Source organism: Sphingobacterium siyangense, assembly GCF_023277505.1.
Classification (GTDB): domain Bacteria; phylum Bacteroidota; class Bacteroidia; order Sphingobacteriales; family Sphingobacteriaceae; genus Sphingobacterium; species Sphingobacterium siyangense.
Genome location: NZ_CP080574.1, coordinates 1,347,495 through 1,372,765 on the forward strand (window position 1 = coordinate 1,347,495; position 25,271 = coordinate 1,372,765).

A 25,271-nucleotide genomic window follows, 5' to 3' on the forward strand; every position below is an offset into this window, starting at 1 on the left:
CCTTTTGTACTGGGGAAACTTAAAATTCTTTATTTTATAAAGGGGAACTATACCCATAGGCCTGTGCCATAGAGGTAAATAAGTTTTTCTTCGGCTGGTAAAAGTTTAGTTCATACCCCTCAGCACCCCAAAAGATACTGATAAAACTAATTCCTTGCTCAGAACGCAATACTGTTAGTATCTGAAAAGCCTCGTTGTCAAACTGACCGCCATCATCAACACGCCAAGTGCTGATATCATCGTATAAAGCCGGGAAATCCAAATTGATCAGCTGTTCGTCCTTTGCGTAGGAAAATACAGCTAAAGCAGAATCTTGTTGATTTTCAAATACCGTAAGATTAAACTCGGACTGATCACTGAGGATGGCAACTGTCGTACTTTTATTAATCTTCCTATTGTATTTCTTCTCAAGCTGCTCCTTAATCGCTGAAGATGTTTCTTTTTGAACTTTTGTAAACTGCTCAATTTTGTACTGATCTAAAAAAGCCTTGTTGACAAGCATGCCAAATTCGCCTGATTTAATTGCGTCACTAATTTTAAATAACGAACCTTCACTATTCGCGAAGTTCTGCGCGGTCTGTCTTCCGTTACTCTCTTTGTTATCCATTTTATTCTGAACAAACTCAAGGGGGCTAACTTGATTTTCCACAATGACATAGTTGTATTTTTCGGGACCTTCCATCGCTTGGTCCATAGGTAAAGCGATTAAGGAGTCCTTTTGTTGGTTTAAAAAACCAAAATATGGCGAAATTGTCTCTTCCTTGCTTTCGTGCTTGATTGCTGTTTTGGATTGATTTTGATTGTTACCACAAGCATACAATGTAAGTAGAAAAATAGCTGAAAAAAGTGACTTCATAAGTATTTTGAATTTTTTTGTGAAATATAAGGCTTTCGCTCATCATAATGAAAAGATTTAAACTTTAATGTTATGATGAACTCTAAATTGAATATCTACCGCAAAGAATGGCTGGACGTTATTTTTGCTGGTCGTAACAAAATGTATGGTGCTTACGAGTTGCGAAATCTCTCTGATAAAGCAACAAATGTAGGTTTAGGAATTGTTGTTTCTTTTGCCGTTTTGTTGATCGCAGGATCCTATGCATATAATAAATATTTTAAGCAAACTGTTCCGGCCGTGATTTATACGGTAAAAGATATCGGGCCCGACATGCTGGAAGAAATTCAAAAGAAGGTAGAGGAGAAAGAAGAGGTTCCTGAAGAACCGGTCATGATGCAGGAGAAAGCCCCGCAGCAGGTTGCCCAAGATGTATCCAAATTTGATCTGGTTAGAATGCCTGATATAAAAGTGGCCAAAGCAAATCAAGTTACGGAAGAACTTGTGAGTCAGGATGAGTTGAAAAATCCCAATACAATGACCTCAAGGATCACATTGAAAGCAAGTCCATCGGGAACATATATTGCGCGTGGTGAATTTGGTTCTTCAAAAAGAGACGGTGATATTACTGGTTCTAAAGATGGTTCATTATCCGGAGGCGGAACTGATGATAATACTAACAATAAATTTACATCAGTAGAAATTATGCCAACACCTGTAGGGGGGCTGCCTGCCTTTATGAAGTGGATTGCCGAGAATTATAACTTTCCACAACAGGCTTTGGATCAAGGGGTATCTGGTGTTATAGAGGTTTCTTTTGTCGTTGAAAAAGATGGATCACTAACAGATATTGCTGTTAAACGTGATATGAAATTTGGTACGGGAGATGCTGCTATAAACTTATTGAAGAAAGCGAAAAAATGGAAACCAGGGGTACAAAATGGACTTAAAGTGCGTGTAGTGTATACTTTACCGATCCGTTTAAGTGCTGTCTCACAATAAATGCTTCTTAACTTTATTTAACAGATCATCAATTAAACTTTCGATAGCCAAGAGCACTCTTACTTATAAATAAGCTGAAAAAGAGTACTTATTAAAAAGAATGATTGTTGGTTTTATAAAAAAATAAAGAAATGAAAAAGTTGATGTTAAGTTTGGCGTTATCTGGATTGATGTTAGCCGGTTTCGCTCAAGAAAAAAAAGATGTTAAACCAGAAATGAAAGAAATGCAAACTTCCGTGCATAAACATAAAATGGGAAGAATGCGCGATGGTTTTAAAAATAAAACTCCAGAGGAAGTTGCTAAGATGAAAACTGATCGCATGGATCAAAAATTGAAATTTACAGATAAACAGCGTAAAGATATCTATGCCTTTAATTTGAAGCAAGCAAAAGACCATCAAAAAATGGCTGCTGAACGTCAGGAACATCGATCAAAAATGAAAAAACAACGTGTGGCAGAGCATGAAAAAATGATGGGAATGTTAACTCCAGAGCAACAAAAAACGTTAAAGGATTCCTACGCTGAAAATCGTAAAATGCACAAAGAACATTGGAAAAAAGACAGACAGCTAAAAAGAAAAGACTTTAAAAAAGGTGAAGTAACTAAAACAAATGAGGCAGACGTAAAAGCATCATAAAAATTAAACAAGGATAGTTTTCATATTAAATATTGGTGAGTGTTAGTAGAGGAGGGAACCGTTGGTTCCCTCTTTCTTATTATGTAAGCTCATGCTTAATACCTAAGCTCATCATTTGTTCGACGTGTTTTGTCTAGCTCAAAGGTTACACGATTGCAAAACGCTTCGGTATCCCCATCAGGATGCGCTTATTTGATAAACCTTCTTGTTATTGAATTACTATCCATCAGCTTGGTGATCAGGAAACTTAAGCTAAAACCTAAGAGCGCTATGGAGAAAATTTTCAATGTGGCTGGAAGAGTAGGAATAGGCAAGAAGATGTCTGTCAATGCTTGAACAATGATAAAATGCGCTAAGTAAATACCAAACGTGGCTGATGAAAGACGTTTTATCCATTTAGATTCGGGTATCTTCAGCTTTTGAACGACAAGAAAAATAGCAATGGTCATGAACGCTACGTTGATATTACAGAAATACCAGATAACCTCGAGATTGGCATAATTTCCTGGATAGTACTTTTGAGTCGCCAAGAAGCCAAAAAATGTGGCTAAAAATCCAACGATAAATAAAGGTAAGGCAATCGCTATGGTCTTGGAGATAGACCATTGAAAAGGATAGTTGACCAGATAATAAGCCAACACAATGTAACCCAGAAAACCTGAAAAATAGTAGAAGGTGCCAAATTCATTCCAGTTACAGACTCCCCAGATCCCCATATGCTCATAGTTGCCCGTATATCCCAATGTTGGAGCAATCATTTTTATGTATGGAATGAGGAGTGTGACCATCCAGAATGCAAGAAAATATTGAATGTCTTTTTTTGTTGCCTGATTCAACCAGCTGCCAATGATAGGTATGATGAGGTATAGACCAATTAACATGTACATGTACCAAAGAGGGGTAGTATCGTAGTTAAAATTAAAGATTGCTGTATAAATTTTTGTAATCGTTGCTTGCATCGTAAAATTATTCATATCGATCAAAGCAATGGGACTACTTTTAATAAAGTTCAGGTATACAAAAAAAGCTATTGGCAATACAATTGACCAAAAGATAAGTGGGACAATTATTCTTCCGATTCTCTTTTTATAAAAGGTAGCCAGATCGGTTTTAACGGGAAATAGGAGTATACCTGACATCATCGCAAATAAGGGGACACAGGCGCGAACAATACTTCCCCAGAACACACCTTGGTGAAAGGTGCTGCTGTTGTCAAATGTTCCGACAAAGGCGTCGCAGCTATGGGATATGAGTACCATGAAGCAGGCAAGAATACGTAAGAAATCAATCCAGGGAAGATGAGTTTTTGTATTTTCAGAAGTCATTTGTAATGAGGTTTGGGAGCGAAGCTAACAAAAAAAGTGGCATTAGTTTGATCGTCTAATGCCACTTTTTTGTTATTCTTTATTTTTTTGATGTTCTTTCCATTGTTTGGAGAAAGATTTGTCGGCCAATTTGGGTAGTTCCCGTTGATCTCCCCAGGTTTTCTGAAAGAGTTTTTTGAGAAAGAAATTTTTGAATTTCCCACCAAAAAAATCGATTAGTTTTCTTCGCATTATCCCGTAGGTGAACCACTGCCATACTTTTTGTTCCGTTTTTGTTGCCAGACCCTGATCGACTGAATCTTTTCTGTTGACGAGAAGCATGCGCTGTATGTCAATACCAACAGGGCAGACCTCAGTACATTTTCCACAGAGTGTGGAAGCGTAGCTTAGGTGTTTAAATTCCTTCATACCATTCAAATGTGGCGATATGAGCGATCCAATTGGTCCCTGATATGTCGTTTCATAGGTATGTCCACCGATGTTCTGGTAGATTGGACATACATTCAAACAGGCGCCACAACGGATGCAGTACAAACCCTGACGTTGTTCTTTTTGCGCTAAGAGCTTGCTGCGGCCATTGTCAAGCAGTATAACATACATTTCTTCGGGGCCATCTGATTCATAAGGCTGTTTTGGCCCAGTGAGTAGCGTGTTGTATACTGTTAGATTTTGACCCGTGCCATGTGTGGATAGGAGTGGCCAAAAGACTTCTAAATCTTGTACGTTAGGAATGATTTTTTCTATTCCAACGACGGCAATATGTGTTTTGGGGAAGGTCGATGTCAATCGGGCATTTCCTTCATTTTCGGTAATTGCTATACTTCCAGTTTCTGCAATTAAGAAATTGGCTCCGGTAATCCCAATTTCTGCCGATAGGTAGCGATCTCGAAGTAATTCACGGGCCTTCATTGTAAGTTGCTCCGCAGATGCATCTAGCGGTGTGTCAAATTTCTCGTGAAAAAGCTTGGCAATATCTTCCAGGCTCAAATGCATGGCCGGCGTAACAAAATGATAAGGTTTTTGATCCAGCAGCTGAATGATATACTCGCCAAGATCAGTTTCTATGGCTTCAATATTTTTGGAGGCCAGAAAATGATTAAGCTCGATCTCTTCTGTCGCCATCGATTTTGACTTTACAACAGATTTTGCTTTTTTACGCGCAATGATCGAATAGATTTCGTCCAAGGCTTCCGTAGCATCATTGGCCCAGATTACTTTTCCGCCCCGAGCCGTGAAGTTTGCTTCAAATTGCAACAAATAGCGATCGAGATTTTCCATGACCTTCCATTTGATCAGGCTCGCTTTTATCTTGCTATTTTCAAGGTCCGCAAATTTGCTCTTGCCTTTTTCGAAAGCCATGCTGTATTTGTCGATATTGTAATTGATAATATCGCGGTGTTTGGTGTCAAATGCTTTTTGCGCACTTTCCTTAATAAACGTATTAGCGGTACTCTCTGCCATCTAATCTGCTAATTTTTCACAAAAAAAGTTGGTAAAAATTACCAACTTTTAAATATACTGTTAATAAATTGTTTCTCGAAAATCGAGTTAAATAATTTATGCTTTTATCGCAATATTTAAGCTTAGCTCGTCCAGCTGCTCTTGGTGAATGGTTGACGGTGCGTCAATCATAACATCTCTTCCCGAGTTGTTTTTTGGGAAGGCAATGACGTCACGGATAGAATCTAAACCTGCCAATAAGGATACTAGTCGGTCAAAACCAAAAGCCAATCCGCCATGTGGAGGAGCACCGAAGGTAAAGGCCTCCATAAGGAATCCAAATTGTTTTTTTGCTTCTTCAGGACTGAATCCTAAATGTTTGAACATGAGCGATTGAAGCTCTCTGTCATGGATACGGATTGATCCACCACCTACTTCTACACCGTTTAAAACAAAGTCATAGGCATTTGCCCTTACTTCTCCGGGATTGGTATCTAAAAGCGGTATATCTTCCGGTTTTGGTGAAGTGAATGGGTGGTGCATTGCATGGAAACGGCCACTTTCTTCGTCCCATTCCAATAGTGGGAAATCAACGACCCATAATGGAGCAAAGGTTTCTTTGTTGCGGAAACCAAGTTGTGACGCAACTTCAAGGCGTAATTCATTGAGTTGTTTGCGAACTTTGTCTGTTCCACCAGCCATAATTAACAATAAGTCGCCAGGTTTCGCGTGGAACGCTTCTGCAATTGCCGACAGTTGTTCTGGCGTGAAAAATTTATCAACGGACGACTTCACTGAACCATCTTCATTCACGCGCGCATATACCAAGCCCGTTGCACCAATCTGTGGACGTTTGATAAAATCGGTCAAAGCATCCAGTTGTTTTCTGGTATAATGTGCACAATTTTCCGCATTGATACCAACCACTAACTCTGCTGCATCAAATACAGGGAAACCTTTTCCTTTGGCAACCTCGTTTAGTTCAACAAACTGCATTCCGAAACGGATATCCGGTTTGTCTGATCCGTAAAGGCGCATCGCATCTGCGTAAGTCATACGCGGAACATTGCCTAAGTCGATACCTTTGATTGTTTTGAAGATATGTTTTGCAAGTCCTTCAAAGATATTTAATACATCTTCCTGTTCTACAAAAGACATTTCACAGTCTATTTGCGTGAATTCTGGTTGGCGGTCTGCACGCAAATCTTCATCACGAAAACATTTTACAATTTGAAAATAGCGATCAAATCCTGAAACCATCAATAATTGTTTGAAGGTCTGTGGGGATTGTGGTAACGCATAAAATTCTCCAGGATTCATACGGGAAGGTACGACAAAGTCGCGTGCTCCCTCCGGAGTTGATTTAATCAGGTATGGAGTTTCTACTTCCAGGAAGTTTTGGGAGTCAAGATAACGGCGTACCTCTTGTGAGGTCTTATGACGTAAAATAAGGTTTTCACGTACGGGGTTACGACGCAAATCCAGGTATCTGAACTTCATTCTGATGTCATCACCACCATCTGTTTCATCTTCTATTGTAAAAGGGGGTAATTTAGCGGCATTTAATATTTCAAGATTTGAAACCTTGATTTCAATGTCTCCAGTGGAGATTTTAGCATTTTTATTAGAGCGTTCGATAACTTCTCCGGTTACCTTGATGACATATTCTCTTCCGAGCTCACGGGCACTTGCGCGCAAGGAAGCATCATCATCTGCATTGAACGTTAATTGTGTGATACCATATCGGTCTCTAACATCGATGAAAGTCATACCGCCCAAATCGCGCGATTTTTGAACCCATCCACTTAGGGTAACCGTTTTCCCTAAGTCAGCTAGTGTTAATTCTCCACAAGTGTGTGTTCTGTGCATATCGTTATGAAAATTATATTTGACGCAAAATTATTGGTTTTACTCGACAATAACGAATTCTGTTTAGGTTATTTGAGTAGCGTTCTCCCACTTTCTTCCACATCTTTTCTTTCTGTTTTTGTTGTCTCCCACTTTGCCCCCTTTTGAGAGAAAAATTGGGTAAAATTAAATTTCTAAAGAGGAAATTTTTACAATTCATTTCTGATTTTGATAAAAAAAAGAGCGAAAAATCGTGTCTCGTGTAATAGTTTGTTTTGCTGATAAATTGGGGTTTAACTGCTTGTAAATAAGGTTTTACATGTGTTTCATTCCAAGAGTACTTCTGTTTGTTGTAGCTATTTGTCGATGTGGAAAACTTTTTTATGTGATAAAGTGGGGGAAAGTGGGAGAAAGTGTATACTTTTACATTTAAATTAGAATAGGATAATTGACGACATGACTCAGTTGATCGGAGAATTCGAATGCAAGTTAGACGCCAAAGGAAGAATGGTGTTGCCAGCTGCGCTCAAGAGGCAAATGCCTCATGTAGAGCGGGATGGCCTTGTAGTGAATCGCGGTTTTGAGAAACATCTGGTATTTTATCCAAGAGAAGAGTGGGATTTGATGACGGCTAAGCTGGCGAAATTGAATCAATTCGATCCTAAAGTACGGGCGTTTGTTCGTGCTTTTACGCGTGGCGCTACGGAATTAACGTTGGATGCTGCGGGGCGTGTTTTGTTACCAAAAAGTTTGTTGGAATTTGCGGGCATAAGCACTGAATTGGTTTTGGCTTGTCAGTTTAATAAGATTGAGGTTTGGTCAAAAGAAGGATATGAGGAATTGATGGGTGATGGCGGAGTAGAGGATATATCATCTTTGGCGGCAGAGGTAATGGGGGATATTAATTTTGGACTATAAGCGTATGGAGAATGTATATCATGTTCCGGTAATGTTGCAAGAATGCATGGATGCTTTGGCTATTAAGCCGGATGGTATCTACGTGGATGTAACTTTTGGTGGTGGTGGTCATTCTCGGGAGATTTTGAAGAGATTGGGGCCAAAAGGGAAGCTGTTTGCTTTTGATCAGGATCCCGATGCATTGGAGAATGCAATTGACGATCCTCGTTTTACATTGATACATCAAAACTTTAGGTTTTTAAAGAATAGCCTTCGATTGGAAGGAGTACGTTCTGTAGATGGTATTTTGGCAGATTTAGGTGTTTCCTCGCATCAATTTGATGCGGCTGATCGTGGGTTTTCTATTCGCTTTGACGCGGATCTGGATATGCGTATGGATCAAGTTGGTGATTTAGATGCGAAGTCGCTTTTGGCGACTTATTCGGAGGAGGATCTTCACCGCATTTTTGGGATGTATGGTGAAATCATGAATGCCAAGTCGCTTGCGAAAACAATTGTTACTGCACGTTTGGCACAGCCAATCCAGACTGTTGCCGAATTGAAAGAGGTGATTCAACGGATGGTTCCGAAAGGTAAAGAACATAAGTATCATGCGCAGGTATTTCAGGCGCTTCGTATAGAAGTGAATCGCGAGTTGGAAGCCTTACAGGAGTTTTTGTTGCAAACAGTTGATGTGCTACATGCTGAAGGTCGATTGGCGGTGATGTCCTATCACTCTCTGGAAGATCGTTTGGTCAAAAATTTTATGGCCAAAGGGAAGTTTAAAGGAGAAGTTGAAAAGGATTTTTTTGGAAATGAAATTAAGCCATTTCATGTGTTGAGCCGTAAAGCAATTACGGCATCTGCGCAAGAGTTGGCGTTAAATAATAGATCGCGCAGTGCGAAACTGCGTATTGCTGAAAAGTTGGATTTGTCTTAAAAATGGAGCGAGAGGATGAGCAGAAATACGATAAGACAGAAAGAATTGAGTGAAGAAGTTCAGGAGGAACTACAAGAAACTGTCGAAGAAAAGGCGGAACAAACAGAAGCGTTTATTAAAACGCTTTTTACCGTTGGAGACCTTTCGTTAAATAAAATATTGCAGTACTTGCCGTTTGGAGCCTTTATCGCTTTTCTGATGTTGTTGTATATTTCCAATCGTCATTTTGCAGAGCGAACTATTCGGAGTATCGATAAAGTGAGTAAAGAGGTGAAGGAGTTGGGCTGGGATCATAAATCGCTCTCCGCCGAACTGATGAAAATGTCTACACAGACAGAAATTGCCAAACGTGTAGATTCGCTGGGATTGAAAGAGCGTGTGGAGCCACCGATCAAAGTTGAAGTTATAGAGAATAAGGAAGATAAATAGGAAGAGTTATGAGTATCAGAAATACGATTCTTGTTCGTGTCTATTTTGCTTTTGGGCTTATCGTACTACTTGCGTTTTTGGTATTTGGAAAAATGACAAAGTTGCAGTATGTCGATGGAGAGCATTGGAAAGCTTTAGCGGATAGCCTTTCTATTCAGGAACGAGAGGTGGAGGCTGCTCGTGGTAATATCTATTCAAATGACGGAAGCTTGTTGGCTACATCAGTGCCTGAATATGAGCTTCGTTTTGATGCAATGGCTATTCCGGAAGAGGATGAAGAGTATTTCAATTTGAAAGTTGACTCCTTGGCTATTAAACTTGCTGATTTTTTTAAAGATAAATCATCGCGGCAGTATTTGACATTATTAAAACAGGCGCGCAATAAAAAACAACGCTACTTGTTGCTCAAACGTAATGTGTCACATCAGGATTTAAAACGGGTAAAACAATTTCCTTTACTTAAATCTGCTCGTGTCAACAAGGAACGTTTTCCAAGTTGTTTGATTACTGATAGGCAGAATAAGCGCATTTTACCTTTTGTCAATCTCGCTGCGAGGACCATCGGTTATAAAAATGTGAAAGAAGATATTCATGTTGGACTGGAAGGTGCGTATGGAGAATATATCGACGGAAAAAGCGGGAAGAGGTTAATGCAGCGTATTGCCGGTGGGGTATGGATTCCTGTCAACAAAGATATTGAGGTTGCTCCGGTTGATGGGTCTGATATTATCTCGACCATTGATGTGAATATGCAGGATATGGCGCAAAGGGCCCTGGAGAAGCAGATGATTACAAGTAACGCGGATGAGGGCTGTGTTGTGATGATGGAGGTGAAAACAGGAGAGGTGCGTGCGGTGGCCAATTTTATGCGTGATAAAGATGGGGTCTATCGTGAAAAGTTCAATCTTGCAATTGCGCAAAGTGCAGATCCAGGTTCAACATTTAAGTTGGCTTCTTATTTGGCTTTGATTGATGATAAGAAAATAGACTCGAGTACAACAGTGAATATTGGTAATGGTAATTGGCCAATTTACAAGCATACCATTCGTGATTCACATGCGCCTAAGAAGTCTATAATTTCTGCGAAAAGGGCCTTTGAGGAATCGTCGAATGTGGGTGTTACTAAGTTTGTTTATCAGGCTTATAAAGATAACCCAGATCAGTTTACATCAAAACTGCATTCTTTTGGTTTTGGAAAAACGCTAGATCTGCAGATTCCAGGCGAAGGAGTTCCCTTGGTGAAAACATCAAAAAGTAAAAGCTGGAGTGGGTTGTCGCTGGTACAGATGGCTTACGGCTATGAAATGAAAATTACGCCATTGCAAACGTTGACATTTTATAATGCTGTCGCAAATAATGGTAAGTTGATAGCGCCGCTATTTGTTAAAGAAATTCGGCATTTAGGAAATACAATTCAAACGTTTCAAGCGAAAGTCATTAATGAAAAGATCGCCTCGGATCATGCTTTAGCAGAGGTGCGGGGAATGATGGAAGGCGTTATGACTGAAGGGACAGGTAGAAGTGTTGCTAGCCCATTGTATAGCTCTGGTGGTAAAACAGGAACGGCACAGATGGCTGATGGCTCGAGAGGGTACGGTGCTAGACGATATCAATCTTCATTCGCTGGGTATTTTCCAGCTGAAGATCCAAAATATTCCATTATTGTCGTGATTCGTAATCCGAGAAATGGATATTATGGGGCATCGATTGCAGGTCCTGTATTTAAAGAGCTTGCAGACATGGTATATGCAAACGATATGGAAATGGAGGGGAAAAAGACGTTTAAAGCAGTCAATGTGGGCGGAAGAATGCCATTGACTTTGCAGGGGTCGAAGGAAGCTAGTAAAAAAGTGTACAATAAGTTGGGGATTAATACCGTGAATTGGGATACGATTGCGCGGGGAGAGGTGGATACCTCGACACGAGGCGTACCATTCATAGATTTAAAATATAAAGAAGGAATCGTTCCGAATGTTGTTGGAATGGGATTGATGGATGCTTTATATGTTGTGGAGAATGCCGGATTTAAAGCGCACGTGACAGGAAAAGGAAGAGTGGGAATGCAGTCGTTAGCTGCAGGGCAGAAACTGCCTTTTGGAACGGCGATAAATTTAGAACTTAAGTAGTAATGATGGATTTAAAAAAAGTATTGCATGCTATTCCTGTACAGCAGGTTGTAGGGAACCTTGAAGAGGTCGATGTGCACTCTTTGTGCTTTGATTCCAGAAAAGTGGAGTTGGGAAGTTTGTTTATCGCAGTGCGAGGTGTTCAAACAGATGGTCATTTGTTTGTAGACAAGGCAATTACTTCGGGAGCAAGAGCCGTTATTGTAGAAGAGTTACCAAAAGAGACATTAGACTCTGTCGCCTATATCTTAGTGGCCGATTCTGCTTATGCTTTGGGTGTGGCTGCTGCTAATTTCTACGGAAATCCTTCGGAACAGCTGAAGTTGGTCGGTGTTACCGGCACAAATGGTAAAACGACAGTAGCTACATTGTTGTTTCAACTGTTTACTGAGTTGGGCTACCATGTAGGCTTATTATCTACGGTGCAAAACCAGATTGGAAAGAAGATTATACCAGCAACACATACAACACCAGACCCTATTCAATTGAATAAATTGTTAAGGGATATGGTTGATGATGGCTGTGACTATACATTTATGGAGGTTAGTTCACATGCTGTCGTTCAGGAACGTATTGCAGGCTTGGTGTTTGCGGGTGCAATATTCACGAATATTACGCATGATCACCTTGATTTTCATAAAACTTTTGATAACTATATTAAAGCGAAAAAGAAGTTTTTCGATGATTTGGATGCGAATGCTTTTGCTTTGACGAATGCTGACGATAGAAATGGCCAGGTCATGCTTCAAAATACAGTGGCACACCGGAAGAGCTATGGCTTGCGTTCCGGTGCAGATTTTAAAGCAAAGGTGATCGAAAGCCATTTCGATGGTATGTTGATGAGTGTTGACGGACAGGAAGTATGGGTGAAATTGATCGGAGATTTCAATGCATATAACCTTTTGGCGGTTTATGCTGCCGCTATCTTGCTGGAGCAGGAAACGGTGAAAGTGTTGACCGCACTCAGTACCTTGAAAGGTGCAGAAGGACGATTTGAAACGATGAAATCGCCTTCGGGTGTTTTTGGAATCGTAGACTACGCGCATACACCTGATGCGGTTGAAAATGTGTTGAAGACTATAAGTTCATTGCGACGCCCAGAGCAAAAAATCATTACGGTGTTAGGATGCGGCGGCGATCGGGATAAGACCAAACGACCTGAAATGGCTGAAGCAGCTTTGCGCTATAGTGATCGTTTTTTGATTACCTCCGACAATCCACGTACAGAAGATCCTTATCAGATTATTAAAGATATTGAAGCTGGTGTGGCGACGGATCAAAAAGTGAAGACGCTTTCTATAGCGGATCGTAAGGAAGCAATACGCACAGCATATCAGCTAGCTAGCCCCGGCGATATTATCCTAGTGGCAGGAAAAGGACATGAGAAATATCAAGATATAAATGGTGTGAAGCATCATTTTGATGATAAAGAAGTTTTAGAGAATACATTTAACGAACAATAGAAATATGTTGTACCATCTTTTTACGTGGCTTAGCGAATATATTCATATACCTGGAGGAGGGTTGTTTCAATACATCTCCTTTCGGACATCTATGGCTGTAATCGCTTCATTGATTATTACCACGGTTTTTGGGGGAAAATTGATTCAATTCTTGCATAATAAGCAAGTTGGCGAGACAATTCGTGATTTGGGGCTTGAAGGAGAAAAAAAGAAAGCTGGTACGCCAACAATGGGTGGGATCATCATCATTGCAGGTATCCTTATCCCGACCTTATTATTTGCAAAATTGACGAATATCTATGTGATTATCATGATTGTGACAACACTTTGGATGGGTGCAATTGGATTTTTAGATGATTATATAAAGGTTTTTAGACATAATAAAGAGGGCTTAGCTGGTAAGTTTAAGGTTGTTGGACAAGTTGGCTTGGGAGCCATAATTGCTTGTACGATGTACTTTCATCCAGATATCGTTGTTCGAAAAGGGGTGGATAAACCAACCTCTACCAAGCCCGTTGAAGTGGTTATCAATGAAGGTACAGGTGAGAAGACCTATGCTGAAAACGTGAAATCATCTAAGACAAATATTCCGTTTTATAAAAATAATGAGTTTGATTATGCTAAGGTGTTTAAAATATTCGGATTACAGAGCGACTATCTGACTTTCGTCGTCTTTTTAGTTGTCGTTATTTTTATCGTTACGGCAGTTTCAAACGGCGCAAATATTACGGACGGTATCGATGGTTTGGCCACGAGTACTTCTGCTATCATCGGTGTCACTTTAGCAATTTTAGCGTATGTGTCGGGTAACGTAATTTTTTCGGATTACCTCAATATCATGTATATCCCTAATTCGGGAGAGCTTGTGATTTTCGCCGGAGCATTTGTGGGAGCCTGCGTAGGTTTCTTATGGTATAACACGTATCCTGCCCAAGTTTTTATGGGTGATACGGGAAGTTTGGCAATAGGCGGTATAATTGCTGCTTTTGCTATCCTGATCCGGAAAGAACTGTTGATTCCGATTTTATGTGGTGTATTTCTGTTGGAAAACCTGTCGGTTATTCTTCAAGTGTCGTATTTCAAATACACGAAGAAGAAATATGGTGAGGGTAGACGGATCTTTTTGATGTCGCCATTACATCACCATTTTCAGAAGAAGGGGTATCACGAAGCGAAAATTGTAACACGTTTTGTTATTGTAGGAATCATATTGGCCATTCTTACTATTGTAACATTGAAAATTAGATAATGATGTCAAACATTGCAACAATATATTATCCTCAATCTGGACGTTTGGTCATTTTAGGCGCCGGCGAAAGCGGTGTTGGAACGGCTATTCTTGGAAAAGAAAAGGGATTTGATGTATTTGTATCAGATAAAGGACTGATTGCGGACCACTATAAGGAACAATTGAAAGCCGAGGGAATAGCTTTTGAAGAAGGTAACCACGATGAAGAACGGATTTTGAATGCCGCTTTGGTTGTGAAGAGCCCCGGTATTCCAGAGACGGTGCCTTTGGTGGTCGCTCTGAAAGCAAAGAATATACCCGTGATTGCAGAAATTGAATTTGCTGCACAATACACCGACGCAAAGTTAATCTGTATTACAGGATCAAACGGAAAGTCTACGACGACGATGTTGACTTATGAAATGCTTAAGCATGGCGGTTTAAATGTTGGATTGGCCGGTAATATTGGAAAGAGCTTTGCGCTTCAGGTAGCTAAAGAACAGTTTGATTGCTATGTCTTGGAAATATCAAGCTTTATGCTGGACGATATGTACCATTTTAGAGCAGATGTTGCTGTTATATTGAATATTACGCCTGATCATTTGGATCGCTACGACCATAAAATGGAAAATTATGTGGATTCAAAATTTAGGATGATTCAGAATCAAACGGAGAACGATTATTTTATATACTGCCTGGACGATCCAGAAACAATTAAAGGATTGGAAAGACATCATAGTAAAGGGACTTATTTGCCTTTTACACAGGAACAACTTGTTGAATTGGGCGCTTATTTAAATGCCAATAAAACAATAATTATTAATACACCAAATAACGATACATTCACTATGAGAGCTGAGGAATTGTCATTGCAGGGGAAGCATAATATTTATAATAGCATGGCTTCTGGGTTAATTGCGAAAGTGCAGGAATTGAGAAATCAAGTGATGAAAGAGAGCATGGGCTCGTATGTGAATATTCCACATCGCCTGGAACATGTCGCCTGTATCGGCGGTGTAAATTACATTAACGATTCAAAGGCAACGAATGTAAATTCGGTATGGTATGCTTTGGAAAGTTTCTCTACACCAATCGTATTGTTATTAGGAGGTGTAGATAAAGGAAATGATTACAGTATGCTTGCTGATTTGGTCAAAGACAAAGTGCGCGCTATTGTTTGTTTGGGAAAAGATACGGCTGCAATTCATAAAGCATTTGAACAAGATGTGGAGATTATTGTCAACAGTACCTCCATGCAAGATGCCGTGGTATTGTCTTCACACCTGGCCCAAAAAGGTGATACCGTCTTATTGTCTCCTGCTTGTGCTAGTTTTGATTGGTTCAAAAACTATGAAGATCGTGGCGATAAATTTAAAGCGGCTGTAATGGAATTATAAATGGTGTAACCCAATAAGAGGAGGAAGGATATGCTACAGAATATAATGTCTAAATTGAAGGGTGATCGATGGATATGGATCATTGTGATTATCTTATCGGGATGGTCACTCTTGGCTGTATACAGTTCGGTGGGTACGTTGGCGTATAAAGAAGGGAAGGGAACAGAAATGTATTTGTTAAAGCACTTCTCTATTATCGCTATTGGCTTTGTCCTCATGTATCTTTCTCACAAGTTGGATTATCGGTATTATGCAGGGATTTCCAAAATCTTAATGGGAATTACAATTCCCTTATTGCTATTCACCTTAGCTTTTGGAAGTAGCGTAAACCAGGCCAGTCGTTGGTTGACCATACCAGGTATTGGGATGACATTCCAAACGTCAGATTTAGCAAAACTGTCATTGATTGTTTTTCTTGCACGGATGTTATCCCGGAAACAGGAGGAGATCAAAGATGTGAAAAAGTCATTTTTGCCCATCATGGGGTCCGTATGTGGGGTTTTCGTGTTGATTGCATGGGCCAACATGTCCACTGCGATTATGCTATTTGGAGTGAGTGTTTTATTGCTTTTGATCGGGAGGATATCCTTTAAACAGATTGCTATTGTATCTGCTGGGGTTGTTTTGCTAGGAATTATAGTCGTTTCTATTGGTCCTCGGCGTGCAACCTATTATAGTCGTGTGAAGTCTTTTTTTGGTGTAGAGAAGAAAGATGAAACGACGCCGGTATCCTTCCAGGATGATAAAAATTATCAGGCAAACAATGCGAAAATTGCGATAGCAACGGGTGGGCTTTTTGGAAAAGGACCTGGAAATAGCGTGCAGCGTAATGTGTTGCCGCATCCTTACTCAGATTTTATATATGCTATTATTATAGAGGAGTACGGGACAGTCGGTGGGGTAATCCTGCTATTTCTATATCTGGCCTTTATGTATCGATGTATACGTATTGTCACGATGAGTCCCAAAGCTTTCGGTACTTTTCTGGCAGCGGGTTTGGGATTTAGTTTGACGATTCAGGCCCTAGCAAATATGGCTGTTGCTGTAGGCTTAGGACCAGTTACGGGGGTTCCGCTTCCACTCGTGAGTATGGGAGGAACATCTATTTTATTTACGAGTGTCGCTTTAGGAATTATCCTGAGTGTGAGCAGAAATATTGAAGAATTAAAAGGTAAAGAAGAGCTGGATGAAAAGCCTAAACCGAAAAAAGTGGTTATAGGATCAATTCCAGCATAATAAAAAATTGAGCATGGCAATTCGTGTAATTATTAGTGGTGGTGGAACCGGAGGACATATCTTTCCGGCGATTTCAATTGCAAATGCACTGAAGGCAATGGATCCTGCAAATGAAATTCTATTTGTGGGTGCCAATGGCCGGATGGAAATGGATAAAGTGCCAGCTGCCGGTTATCAAATTATTGGACTTGATATCCAGGGGATCAATAGAAAACAGCTGTGGAAAAATATCTTCTTGCCATTTAAGCTTATGAAAAGCTTGAATATGGCAAAAAGTGTAATTAAGGATTTTAGACCGGATGTGGCTGTAGGTGTAGGGGGCTTTGCCTCCGGACCTTTGTTAATGATGGCGAATAAATTGGGCGTGCCAACCGTTGTACAGGAACAAAATTCCTATGCAGGTGTGACCAATAAAAAAGTTGGGGCAAAGGCAGCAAAAATATGTGTCGCCTATGAGGGGATGGAGCAATTTTTTCCTGCGGAGAAGCTGTTACTCACAGGGAATCCAATAAGACGTGAGTCTATAGCGATTGCAGGGAAAAGAGAAGAAGCTTTAACGTTCTTTGGGTTAGATCCACACAAAAAGACAATTTTGGTGCTCGGTGGAAGTTTGGGGGCTAAAACATTAAATGAAAGTGTGCTTGCTTACCTAAATGAATTAAAGGGAGAGGATGTGCAAGTAATCTGGCAATGCGGTAGTTTCTATGTCGAAAAGTTGCAGGAAGAGTTAGCGGGGAAATTGCCACAGAATATTAAGATGTTGGCCTTTTTACAACGTATGGACTATGCTTATGCAGCGGCAGATTTAATTATTAGCCGCGCCGGAGCGGGTACGATTTCTGAGCTCTGTGTAGTCGGTAAGCCTGTTATCCTTGTGCCTTCGCCCAATGTGGCCGAAGACCATCAGACCAAAAATGCAATGGCATTGGTCAATAAGGGGGCTGCATTGTTGGTTAAGGATAGTGATGCAAAAAAAGACCTGGTGCCTGCTGCTTTAACTTTATTAAAAGACGCAGATCATGTCGCACAATTAAGTGAAAATATTAAAAAACTCGGTAAGTTGAATGCTGACGTGCAGATTGCCGAGGAGGTGTATAAATTGGTAAATAAAAAATAGACGAAGTATGAATCTAGATGCAATAAAACAAGTTTACTTGATCGGAATAGGTGGTATAGGCATGAGTGGTCTTGCGCGCTATTTTAAGCATTTGGGCTGTGAGGTGAATGGATATGACCGTACAGAAACTGAGCTGACTAAAACCTTAGTCAAGGAAGGAATCGCGATCTCATATCAGGATGATATCAATACGATTGATGCTATTTTTCACGTACCTACAGCGGAGACATTAGTCATTTTTACACCAGCCATTCCTAAAGATTCGAAGATTAAAGCTTTTTTGGAATCTCAAGGACATATACTATATAAGAGATCGCAGGTTTTGGGGATCATTAGTGAGAGTAGATTTACGGTCGCTGTTGCCGGTACACATGGTAAAACGACAACTTCTACAATGGTGGCACATGTATTGAAAGATTCGGGTTACGACTGTTCTGCCTTTTTGGGCGGAATCAGTTCTAATTACGGTACCAATGTGCTTTATGGAAATAATAATACAGTTGTGGTTGAGGCTGATGAGTTTGATCGCTCATTTCTGACGCTTCACCCCAATATCGCAATAGTAACTTCTTCTGATGCGGATCATTTGGACATTTATGGAGATCGCAGCCATCTGCTCGAATCATTCCAATTGTTCTTGGATAAAGTAGTTGAAGGAGGTACACGTATTATAAAAAAAGGCCTCGAGTTTGCTGGACAAATAAGTTATTCAGGCCATGAAATCGCTGATGCATATGCTTCCAATGTGCATGTACGCGACGGAGAGTTCTTTTTTGACTACCAAGATACCAACGGGCGGATAGACGATATCCATTTAGGTATTCCTGGTACCCATAATGTTGAAAATGCGGTAGCCGCGATTGCAGTAGCCCGTTTACTTGGGATTGAAAATGAAGCGATCAAGAAAGCATTGACAACATTCAAAGGAGTAAAAAGAAGGTTTGAATATATTGTCCGTAAACCTGGAGCGGTGTATATCGATGACTATGCGCACCATCCAGAGGAACTGCGTGCATTTTTAACTTCGATGCGCAAATTGTATCCCACAAAAAAACTAAATGTGGTCTTTCAGCCGCATTTATTTACCCGTACACGGGATTTTGTGGATGGTTTCGCAGAGGTACTGTCCATGGCAGACAATCTGTTGTTAATGGAAATTTATCCAGCTCGGGAACTTCCAATTGAAGGGATCAATTCGAGTTGGTTATTGGATAAAATTACGGCAGAGAAAAAACAGCTTGTAACTGCAGAAGAAGTCTTGGAATTCGCGCGCGATGAAAAGCCGGAACTGATTGTTACAGTTGGGGCAGGTGATATTGACAAATTGGTTAAACCGTTACAGGAAATTTTAGGGCATGCTTAAAAAACTACGTAACATACAATGGAATCGTGTACTCTACTTTACGCTGTTTTTTATCGGCGTAATAGTTGTCGTCGTGATTATGACTATTGTGGGGAAACGTGATGAGCAGCAGGTTTGTAAAGAGATTAAAATTGTCATTGAAGGCACAGAAGCTTTTATTGATCAGGCTGATATCTCCAAACTGATAGAACAAAACTATGGTAGTTTCGCGGGAAAGAAAGTCAATGGAATTCCCTTTCAAAAGGTTGAAAAAACCTTGCGCAAATTACCGTATGTTTCCGATGCCAGTATACATGCCGATATGGATGGTACGATCAGAATTAATATTAGTCAGCGCGAGGCTGTCATGCGGGTCATCAACAAAAATGGAAAAGAATTTTATGTGGACCCCAATGGGTTGAAGATACCGACAACGTTGAAGTATATACCGCATATCATGGTTGCAACGGGTAACATCGCAGAAGGATATAATGAAGCACTGGATACCATATCAACGCCCTTGGTTAAAGATTTGGTAAAGGTTATTGAGTTTATCAAAAACGATGAATTATGGAGTAATCAAGTTGTGCAGATATATGTCAACGGGGATAAGGATATTGAACTTGTGCCTCGTATAGGGACACAGCAGTTGATTGTTGGATCGGCAGATTCATTGGAACAAAAATTTGAATTATTAAAGACCTTTTATACGCAGATCATGCCAAAAGTGGGTATAAATGCTTACGGTGTTGTCAACGTAAAATATGGAGGTCAGATTATCTGTGAAAAGAGGGGAAACTGGAGTTTTTCAGATGATCAAACAAAAAAAGTAGCAAATAATACATTATAGTAATACAGCAACAATACAGGAAATTATGAACTCAAAGGCAGCAGAAATTGAAAGAGAAAACCCAATTATCGTGGGACTCGATATTGGTACTACCAAAATTTGTGTTACGGTTGGGAGACGTAGCTCAGGAAACAAAATTGAATTATTAGGTGTGGGCAAAGCTGACTCTGCAGGTGTAAGCAGAGGGGTGGTTGCTAATATCCAGAAAACTGTGGGAAGCATTTTAGAGGCTGTCGAGATAGCCGAAGCACAGTCCAATGTGGATATTAAAGTGGTGAATGTGGGAATTGCTGGCCAACACATCAAAAGTATTCAACACCGTGGAATATTTACCAAAACTGATGGTGATGATGAAATCATTCGACGCGATATCGAACGACTGATTTCGGATATGTATAAACTGGTACTGCCTCCAGGAGAAGAAATTATACATGTTTTACCACAAGAGTTTACGGTAGATAACGAACCCGGAATTCGCGAACCAATCGGTATGGCTGGTCGTCGTATTGAAGCAAATTTTCATATTATATCGGGACGTGTGACGGATATTAAAAATATCAAGAAATGTATTGATAATTCCAATCTGGAAGTTGCTGAATTAATTCTCGAGCCTTTAGCGTCTTCCGAAGCTGTATTGGATGAAGACGAAAAAAATGCTGGCGTTGTATTAGTGGATATCGGTGGTGGAACCACGGATGTTGCCATCTTCCATGAAGGAATTATTCGTCACACTGCTGTGATTCCTTTAGGCGGTAATATTGTAACGGAAGATATCCGTCAAGGATGTTCTGTTTTGCGTTCTCAGGCTGAATTGTTGAAAACTCGTTTCGGATCGGCTCTAGCTGATGAAAATAAAGAAAATGAGGTGATTTGTGTGCCAGGATTGAAAGGTCGTGAACCAAAGGAAATTTCCGTTAAAAATTTGGCTTATATTATTCAAGCTAGAATGGAAGAAATTATTGAGCACGTGTATTATGAAATCAAATCTTCTGGATATGAAAATAAGCTGATCGGTGGTATTGTTATTACCGGTGGTGGTGCTCAATTAAAACATCTGGTACAACTTGTTGAGTATATTACTGGGATAGATTGTCGTATCGGATTTCCGAATGAATATCTTTCTAAGAATGAGGTTTTACCAAAACCGTTGTTTGAAGAATTGAAAAGTCCTTTGTACGCAACAAGTATTGGCTTGTTGATTAAGGGAATTCAATCCCATGAGGAAGAAGAAGATAGTCGTAGAGAAATGCACGCCCCATCGAAAAAAGTGCAGGCTGCTACGGTGACAACAAAAGAGGTTTCTGAACAACAACAAAAAGAGCAAGGATTATTGTCATGGTTCAAACGTTTTATCAAAGACGGCAACGAAATCGATGACGCAAGTTTTTTAGATAAGAAGTAAGTTTTCCACAATAGTTGAAGTTTTCCACAATTTAACAAATGTGGAAAACTTTTGTTGAAATTATATTATTATTACATTACATATAGTGGGTTTGATTCGTTTTGATATCATCTTCATTGTAAGTTAAATAGGGATAAGTTATGTCAATACAGTTTGAAATGTTAAAAGAACAATCTTCAATAATCAAGGTTATTGGGGTTGGTGGTGGTGGCGGCAATGCCGTAAACCACATGTATAAACAAGGAATTAGTGGGGTAGATTTTATCGTGTGTAATACTGATGCGCAAGCATTGGAATTGAGCCCGATCCCAAATAAAGTTCAATTGGGAATAAGTCTAACCGAAGGTATGGGAGCGGGAGCAGATCCTGATGTAGGTGAAAATTCAGCAATCGAAAGTATTGAAGATATCAAACGTATGTTGGGTACCAATACCAAGATGTTGTTTATTACCGCTGGTATGGGTGGTGGTACCGGTACTGGTGCTAGTCCCGTATTGGCGAAAGCTGCCAAAGAATTGGGTATTTTAACTGTTGCGATTATTACTACACCATTTACATTTGAAGGTAAACGCCGTCGTTCTCAAGCGGAGGAAGGACTTTCGGAATTACGTAAATATGTAGACTCTTATCTTGTTATTTCTAACGATCGTTTGCGTGAAATCTTCGGGAATCTAACGATGACAGCTGCTTTCGCGAAAGCGGATGATATTTTAACTACCGCTGCAAAAGGTATTGCCGAAATTATTACGATCCCTGGTTATGTAAACGTCGATTTTAAAGATGTGCGTACTGTCATGAATGATAGCGGTGTTGCTATTATGGGGAACGCAATAGCTGAAGGTGAAGACCGTGCATTGCGTGCTGTAGAAGGTGCTTTGGCTTCGCCTTTATTGAAAGACAATGAGATCGAAGGCGCTCGTTATATTTTATTGAATATTACTTCTGGAACAAAAGAAGTAACAATGGATGAGGTCGCAATCATTACGGATTACATTCAGGAAAAAGCTGGTTTGTCAGCTGATTTGATCTGGGGTAACTGTATTGACGAGAACTTTGAGGATGAGTTGTCAGTAACAATTATTGCTACTGGTTTTCAAACATCTGAAGAACGCGATAAAGAACGTGAAAATACAAAGGTGTCTATGCCCTTAACTGCTGAACCGGCTAATTCTTTTATCAAACCTGTTTCTCAGGTAGCACCAAGAGAAGTTCCAGCTACGAATAGTTTCGTGACTCCGGTTCAACGTGTGGATACACCGACCCCTTCTTCTAATACCTCAACGCCAAATAATTTGCAATCTGATTTGTTCACTTCACCAAGAAATGCTGTGCAACAACAGGTGGCTGTTGAGGAACCTCAAGTTATACGTCATGATTTAGGTTTTGATGGTGGTTATGAAGAGGAGACTTCATTTGGAGACAATGATTTTCAATTGAAAACTTCGCCATCTGTGTTTCAATTCCAGATGCCAACAGTCTTCGATTCTTATACAGCACCTTCAGCTTCAGCATATGAGGAGAAACCTACTTTTTCATCAAGTACAACAAATGAACAAGTAGAAGTCCCGCAAGTGGAAGAAGAACAGGTGTCGTTTGAAGATCAGCTCGTTCGTACGAAAGAGCGTATTTTGCGTCTTAAAGAATTAAGCATGAAATTAAAATCTTCTAATGGTTTACATGAGTTGGAAAATGAGCCTGCTTATAAGAGAAAACAAATGTCATTGGAAGATACACCGCATTCTTCACAATCTCAGGTGTCTCGTTTTACGCTTTCTTTTGAAGATGGAAATACTGAAATCAGACCGAACAATTCTTTTCTACATGACAATGTAGACTAGTTGATTCACCATAAAATAACAAAAAGCCATCCAATCGGATGGCTTTTTTAGTATCTTTAAATACCGAAATAAGACAATTATACAAGCTATGACGACAAAATTAAATAACCCTGTATGGGTAATGAGTTCTGCATTTGATAAATTATCCTTACCGGAGTTGATTCAGACGACCAAAAGAATCGGGGCGGGGGGGATAGACCTCTGTGTGTTTAGAAAAGATGGTACCCGAGAAGATCATACTGCAACACATTTGGATTATGATGATTTTACTCCTGCAAAAGCGAGGGAAATAATTGAGCTGTTCAATCAGGCTGATTTAAAACTTTCGCTTGGTGCTTTTGAAAATATGATTGGTGGTGATCCTGAGCAACGTGTGAAGAATCAAAATCATTTATTGAAATTGATCCGTATTGCACATTTGCTTGGTGGTGATGCAAATAACGTCAAGGTAGGAACATTCGTTGGATATAATCACGAATTGGGCAATCAAATTGATGGATTTCAAAAAAATCTTGAAGAATACAAACGTGTATTTGCTCCCATTGTTAATTATGCAGAGAGTTTAGGTGTAACCATCCTCTATGAGAACTGCCCAATGGAAGGATGGCGCTCTTCACGTTATAGCTCTACCTATAACAATCTTCCCGCTGTGCTGGCTGCTCGTAAATTAATGTATGCGATGATTCCGAGTAAAGCTCATGGTGAGATTTATGATCCTTCACATGATGTTTGGCAAAATACAAATCCGATTGAGGTTATTCGTAATACAGACATCAGCCGCTTACAACGTATACATGTGAAGACTACACGTAATTTACAGACCGCTGCACGTATTGATTGGGGGGGAATGTACCCTATGCAGCATGTTGATGCTGAATTGGCTAAAAAGGCCAACGTAAGTATTCCTGGGCATGACTGGGATAGACATCACTATGAGGCAATGTTACCTGGCTTTGGTGGATCCGATAGCATGGATTGGCGAGGCTTTGTTGACTTATTGCAAGAACGTGGTTTCAGTGGTCCCTTTGAGATCGAAAACGAAGCTAAGAATTCGAAAGATACAGGTGATTTTTCTGCAACGGTTCAAGGATTTACGACCTGCCTCAACTTTTTAGCACCGATGTTATGGGATTTAGAAGCAGAGGTGGGGTATTCTTATAAGAAATCTCAGCCTTTAGAAGACCTGAACGTAAAAGATGTTCCAGTTGTTACGATGGATGAGTTAATTTAGTAGGATAAAAATGCACTCCAACAAAATGACTAGTTGTTGGAGTGTATTCTGAAAAGTTCAATAAGTTCAGGAATATTAGAAACATTGAGTTTTTCAAAGATTCTGCTTTTATACGTGCTCACTGTTGAAGGGCTTAACTCCAACAAGCTAGATACTTCAATAATCCCCAGTCCCTTTATTAATTGTTTAGCAACGTCCACCTCTCTATTTGACAGACGTGCCAACGGATTTAGCTTCGTCAGTTCAGACTTGCTCTGTGTTAATTTCTGAATATATAGATCCTGTACATTGCTCGACATATACTTCCCTCTATCCTGAATAGCCAGAATGGCATTGGAAAGTTCAGCCATTGCTGTTGTTTTGTTGAGGTAGCCTACTGCTCCTGCTTCGATATAGCGTAGTGCATATAGTGATTCGTCATAAGACGAGAAAATCAATATTTTGATGCTTGGTCGAATTTGAAGGATCTCCTCAACGACGCGTATATTATTTCCACCCGGCATATTAATGTCCAACAATAACAGGTCGAAATCCTCTACCTTTATTTTTTCAAGAACCTCGTCAAAGGTTTCAGCTTGGAATATTTCTGCCTTTTGAAGAGTTTCTTTAATAATAACGGAGGCTCCTAACCGTACAATACCGTGGTCGTCTGCTATAAGAATCTTTTTCATAGATATGCTATCTGAT

21 protein-coding genes are annotated in these 25,271 nt (G+C 40.0%); 16 read left to right on the forward strand and 5 right to left on the reverse strand.

The annotated features are described in order from the left end of the window. Window positions 1-34 precede the first annotated feature (34 nt). Entirely contained in the window at window positions 35-856 is an 822-nt protein-coding gene (locus K2F45_RS05475; protein WP_248933067.1) for a hypothetical protein, read from the reverse strand. 72 nt (window positions 857-928) lie between these two features. On the opposite strand from K2F45_RS05475, the gene K2F45_RS05480 reads away from it, so the two are divergent. Continuing rightward, window positions 929-1,837 carry an energy transducer TonB gene (locus K2F45_RS05480; RefSeq protein ID WP_248933068.1) on the forward strand — a complete coding sequence of 303 codons (909 nt, stop codon included), beginning with the start codon at window positions 929-931 and terminating at the stop codon, window positions 1,835-1,837. A gap of 131 nt (window positions 1,838-1,968) precedes the next feature. Further along, window positions 1,969-2,475 carry a hypothetical protein gene (locus K2F45_RS05485; protein ID WP_145328207.1) on the forward strand — a complete coding sequence of 169 codons (507 nt, stop codon included), beginning with the start codon at window positions 1,969-1,971 and terminating at the stop codon, window positions 2,473-2,475. 188 nt (window positions 2,476-2,663) lie between these two features. Here K2F45_RS05485 and K2F45_RS05490 read toward each other — a convergent pair whose 3' ends face one another. The 3 genes from K2F45_RS05490 to aspS all read right to left on the reverse strand — a co-directional run bounded on the left by K2F45_RS05490 (window position 2,664) and on the right by aspS (window position 7,109). Next, window positions 2,664-3,800, reverse strand: a complete 1,137-nt coding sequence (locus K2F45_RS05490) for an acyltransferase (RefSeq protein WP_248933069.1) — start codon at window positions 3,798-3,800, stop codon at window positions 2,664-2,666. 72 nt (window positions 3,801-3,872) lie between these two features. Next, window positions 3,873-5,261: a LutB/LldF family L-lactate oxidation iron-sulfur protein gene (locus K2F45_RS05495; protein ID WP_248933071.1), complete on the reverse strand. Its 1,389-nt coding sequence runs from the start codon at window positions 5,259-5,261 to the stop codon at window positions 3,873-3,875. 96 nt (window positions 5,262-5,357) lie between these two features. Beyond that, window positions 5,358-7,109 (reverse strand): aspartate--tRNA ligase, encoded by a 1,752-nt coding sequence (gene aspS / locus K2F45_RS05500; protein ID WP_088160414.1) that lies wholly within the window; start codon window positions 7,107-7,109, stop codon window positions 5,358-5,360. Between the two features lie 435 nt (window positions 7,110-7,544). Between aspS and mraZ the strand changes: the two genes are divergently transcribed. From mraZ to K2F45_RS05570, 14 genes are all read left to right on the forward strand, one after another. Further along, on the forward strand, window positions 7,545-8,006 hold the full coding sequence (gene mraZ, locus K2F45_RS05505; RefSeq protein ID WP_070564930.1) for a division/cell wall cluster transcriptional repressor MraZ: 462 nt from the start codon (window positions 7,545-7,547) through the stop codon (window positions 8,004-8,006). Window positions 8,007-8,010: 4 nt separating this feature from the next. Then, the gene (rsmH, locus tag K2F45_RS05510) at window positions 8,011-8,925 is read left to right on the forward strand and encodes a 16S rRNA (cytosine(1402)-N(4))-methyltransferase RsmH (protein ID WP_201665956.1); all 915 of its coding nucleotides are present in this window, start codon (window positions 8,011-8,013) and stop codon (window positions 8,923-8,925) included. Window positions 8,926-8,940: 15 nt separating this feature from the next. Further along, entirely contained in the window at window positions 8,941-9,354 is a 414-nt protein-coding gene (locus K2F45_RS05515) for an FtsL-like putative cell division protein (protein ID WP_075991280.1), read from the forward strand. 8 nt (window positions 9,355-9,362) lie between these two features. After that, entirely contained in the window at window positions 9,363-11,480 is a 2,118-nt protein-coding gene (locus K2F45_RS05520) for a penicillin-binding protein (RefSeq protein WP_248933072.1), read from the forward strand. Window positions 11,481-11,482: 2 nt separating this feature from the next. Then, window positions 11,483-12,943 (forward strand): UDP-N-acetylmuramoyl-L-alanyl-D-glutamate--2,6-diaminopimelate ligase, encoded by a 1,461-nt coding sequence (locus tag K2F45_RS05525; protein ID WP_248933073.1) that lies wholly within the window; start codon window positions 11,483-11,485, stop codon window positions 12,941-12,943. A gap of 4 nt (window positions 12,944-12,947) precedes the next feature. Further along, window positions 12,948-14,192, forward strand: a complete 1,245-nt coding sequence (gene mraY, locus K2F45_RS05530) for a phospho-N-acetylmuramoyl-pentapeptide-transferase (RefSeq protein ID WP_075991283.1) — start codon at window positions 12,948-12,950, stop codon at window positions 14,190-14,192. Between the two features lie 2 nt (window positions 14,193-14,194). Continuing rightward, window positions 14,195-15,568, forward strand: a complete 1,374-nt coding sequence (gene murD, locus K2F45_RS05535; RefSeq protein ID WP_201668854.1) for a UDP-N-acetylmuramoyl-L-alanine--D-glutamate ligase — start codon at window positions 14,195-14,197, stop codon at window positions 15,566-15,568. Between the two features lie 30 nt (window positions 15,569-15,598). Beyond that, the gene (locus K2F45_RS05540) at window positions 15,599-16,804 is read left to right on the forward strand and encodes an FtsW/RodA/SpoVE family cell cycle protein (RefSeq protein ID WP_145328211.1); all 1,206 of its coding nucleotides are present in this window, start codon (window positions 15,599-15,601) and stop codon (window positions 16,802-16,804) included. A 13-nt stretch (window positions 16,805-16,817) separates the two neighbouring features. After that, window positions 16,818-17,921, forward strand: a complete 1,104-nt coding sequence (murG, locus tag K2F45_RS05545; protein WP_145328212.1) for an undecaprenyldiphospho-muramoylpentapeptide beta-N-acetylglucosaminyltransferase — start codon at window positions 16,818-16,820, stop codon at window positions 17,919-17,921. A 7-nt stretch (window positions 17,922-17,928) separates the two neighbouring features. After that, window positions 17,929-19,284 carry a UDP-N-acetylmuramate--L-alanine ligase gene (gene murC / locus K2F45_RS05550; protein WP_075991287.1) on the forward strand — a complete coding sequence of 452 codons (1,356 nt, stop codon included), beginning with the start codon at window positions 17,929-17,931 and terminating at the stop codon, window positions 19,282-19,284. Beyond that, the gene (locus K2F45_RS05555; protein ID WP_075991288.1) at window positions 19,277-20,113 is read left to right on the forward strand and encodes a cell division protein FtsQ/DivIB; all 837 of its coding nucleotides are present in this window, start codon (window positions 19,277-19,279) and stop codon (window positions 20,111-20,113) included. Before murC ends, K2F45_RS05555 begins: the two co-directional genes overlap by 8 nt. 25 nt (window positions 20,114-20,138) lie before the next feature. After that, window positions 20,139-21,515: a cell division protein FtsA gene (ftsA, locus tag K2F45_RS05560; protein ID WP_070564959.1), complete on the forward strand. Its 1,377-nt coding sequence runs from the start codon at window positions 20,139-20,141 to the stop codon at window positions 21,513-21,515. Between the two features lie 140 nt (window positions 21,516-21,655). Further along, window positions 21,656-23,353, forward strand: a complete 1,698-nt coding sequence (gene ftsZ / locus K2F45_RS05565) for a cell division protein FtsZ (protein WP_075991289.1) — start codon at window positions 21,656-21,658, stop codon at window positions 23,351-23,353. 88 nt (window positions 23,354-23,441) lie between these two features. Then, the gene (locus tag K2F45_RS05570) at window positions 23,442-24,584 is read left to right on the forward strand and encodes a sugar phosphate isomerase/epimerase family protein (protein WP_248933074.1); all 1,143 of its coding nucleotides are present in this window, start codon (window positions 23,442-23,444) and stop codon (window positions 24,582-24,584) included. A 29-nt stretch (window positions 24,585-24,613) separates the two neighbouring features. Here K2F45_RS05570 and K2F45_RS05575 read toward each other — a convergent pair whose 3' ends face one another. After that, window positions 24,614-25,255, reverse strand: coding sequence for a response regulator transcription factor (locus K2F45_RS05575; protein WP_120335355.1), 642 nt, complete (start codon window positions 25,253-25,255; stop codon window positions 24,614-24,616). Between the last annotated feature and the right edge of the window lie 16 nt (window positions 25,256-25,271).

What these genes read in the sequence shown, in the direction of transcription:
- K2F45_RS05475 (WP_248933067.1), bottom strand. Translation starts at nt 856, where the DNA reads ATGAAGTCACTTTTTTCAGCTATTTTTCTACTTACATTGTATGCTTGT.
- K2F45_RS05480 (WP_248933068.1), top strand. Translation starts at nt 929, where the DNA reads ATGATGAACTCTAAATTGAATATCTACCGCAAAGAATGGCTGGACGTT.
- K2F45_RS05485 (WP_145328207.1), top strand. Translation starts at nt 1,969, where the DNA reads ATGAAAAAGTTGATGTTAAGTTTGGCGTTATCTGGATTGATGTTAGCC.
- K2F45_RS05490 (WP_248933069.1), bottom strand. Translation starts at nt 3,800, where the DNA reads ATGACTTCTGAAAATACAAAAACTCATCTTCCCTGGATTGATTTCTTA.
- K2F45_RS05495 (WP_248933071.1), bottom strand. Translation starts at nt 5,261, where the DNA reads ATGGCAGAGAGTACCGCTAATACGTTTATTAAGGAAAGTGCGCAAAAA.
- aspS (WP_088160414.1), bottom strand. Translation starts at nt 7,109, where the DNA reads ATGCACAGAACACACACTTGTGGAGAATTAACACTAGCTGACTTAGGG.
- mraZ (WP_070564930.1), top strand. Translation starts at nt 7,545, where the DNA reads ATGACTCAGTTGATCGGAGAATTCGAATGCAAGTTAGACGCCAAAGGA.
- rsmH (WP_201665956.1), top strand. Translation starts at nt 8,011, where the DNA reads ATGGAGAATGTATATCATGTTCCGGTAATGTTGCAAGAATGCATGGAT.
- K2F45_RS05515 (WP_075991280.1), top strand. Translation starts at nt 8,941, where the DNA reads ATGAGCAGAAATACGATAAGACAGAAAGAATTGAGTGAAGAAGTTCAG.
- K2F45_RS05520 (WP_248933072.1), top strand. Translation starts at nt 9,363, where the DNA reads ATGAGTATCAGAAATACGATTCTTGTTCGTGTCTATTTTGCTTTTGGG.
- K2F45_RS05525 (WP_248933073.1), top strand. Translation starts at nt 11,483, where the DNA reads ATGATGGATTTAAAAAAAGTATTGCATGCTATTCCTGTACAGCAGGTT.
- mraY (WP_075991283.1), top strand. Translation starts at nt 12,948, where the DNA reads ATGTTGTACCATCTTTTTACGTGGCTTAGCGAATATATTCATATACCT.
- murD (WP_201668854.1), top strand. Translation starts at nt 14,195, where the DNA reads ATGTCAAACATTGCAACAATATATTATCCTCAATCTGGACGTTTGGTC.
- K2F45_RS05540 (WP_145328211.1), top strand. Translation starts at nt 15,599, where the DNA reads ATGCTACAGAATATAATGTCTAAATTGAAGGGTGATCGATGGATATGG.
- murG (WP_145328212.1), top strand. Translation starts at nt 16,818, where the DNA reads ATGGCAATTCGTGTAATTATTAGTGGTGGTGGAACCGGAGGACATATC.
- murC (WP_075991287.1), top strand. Translation starts at nt 17,929, where the DNA reads ATGAATCTAGATGCAATAAAACAAGTTTACTTGATCGGAATAGGTGGT.
- K2F45_RS05555 (WP_075991288.1), top strand. Translation starts at nt 19,277, where the DNA reads ATGCTTAAAAAACTACGTAACATACAATGGAATCGTGTACTCTACTTT.
- ftsA (WP_070564959.1), top strand. Translation starts at nt 20,139, where the DNA reads ATGAACTCAAAGGCAGCAGAAATTGAAAGAGAAAACCCAATTATCGTG.
- ftsZ (WP_075991289.1), top strand. Translation starts at nt 21,656, where the DNA reads ATGTCAATACAGTTTGAAATGTTAAAAGAACAATCTTCAATAATCAAG.
- K2F45_RS05570 (WP_248933074.1), top strand. Translation starts at nt 23,442, where the DNA reads ATGACGACAAAATTAAATAACCCTGTATGGGTAATGAGTTCTGCATTT.
- K2F45_RS05575 (WP_120335355.1), bottom strand. Translation starts at nt 25,255, where the DNA reads ATGAAAAAGATTCTTATAGCAGACGACCACGGTATTGTACGGTTAGGA.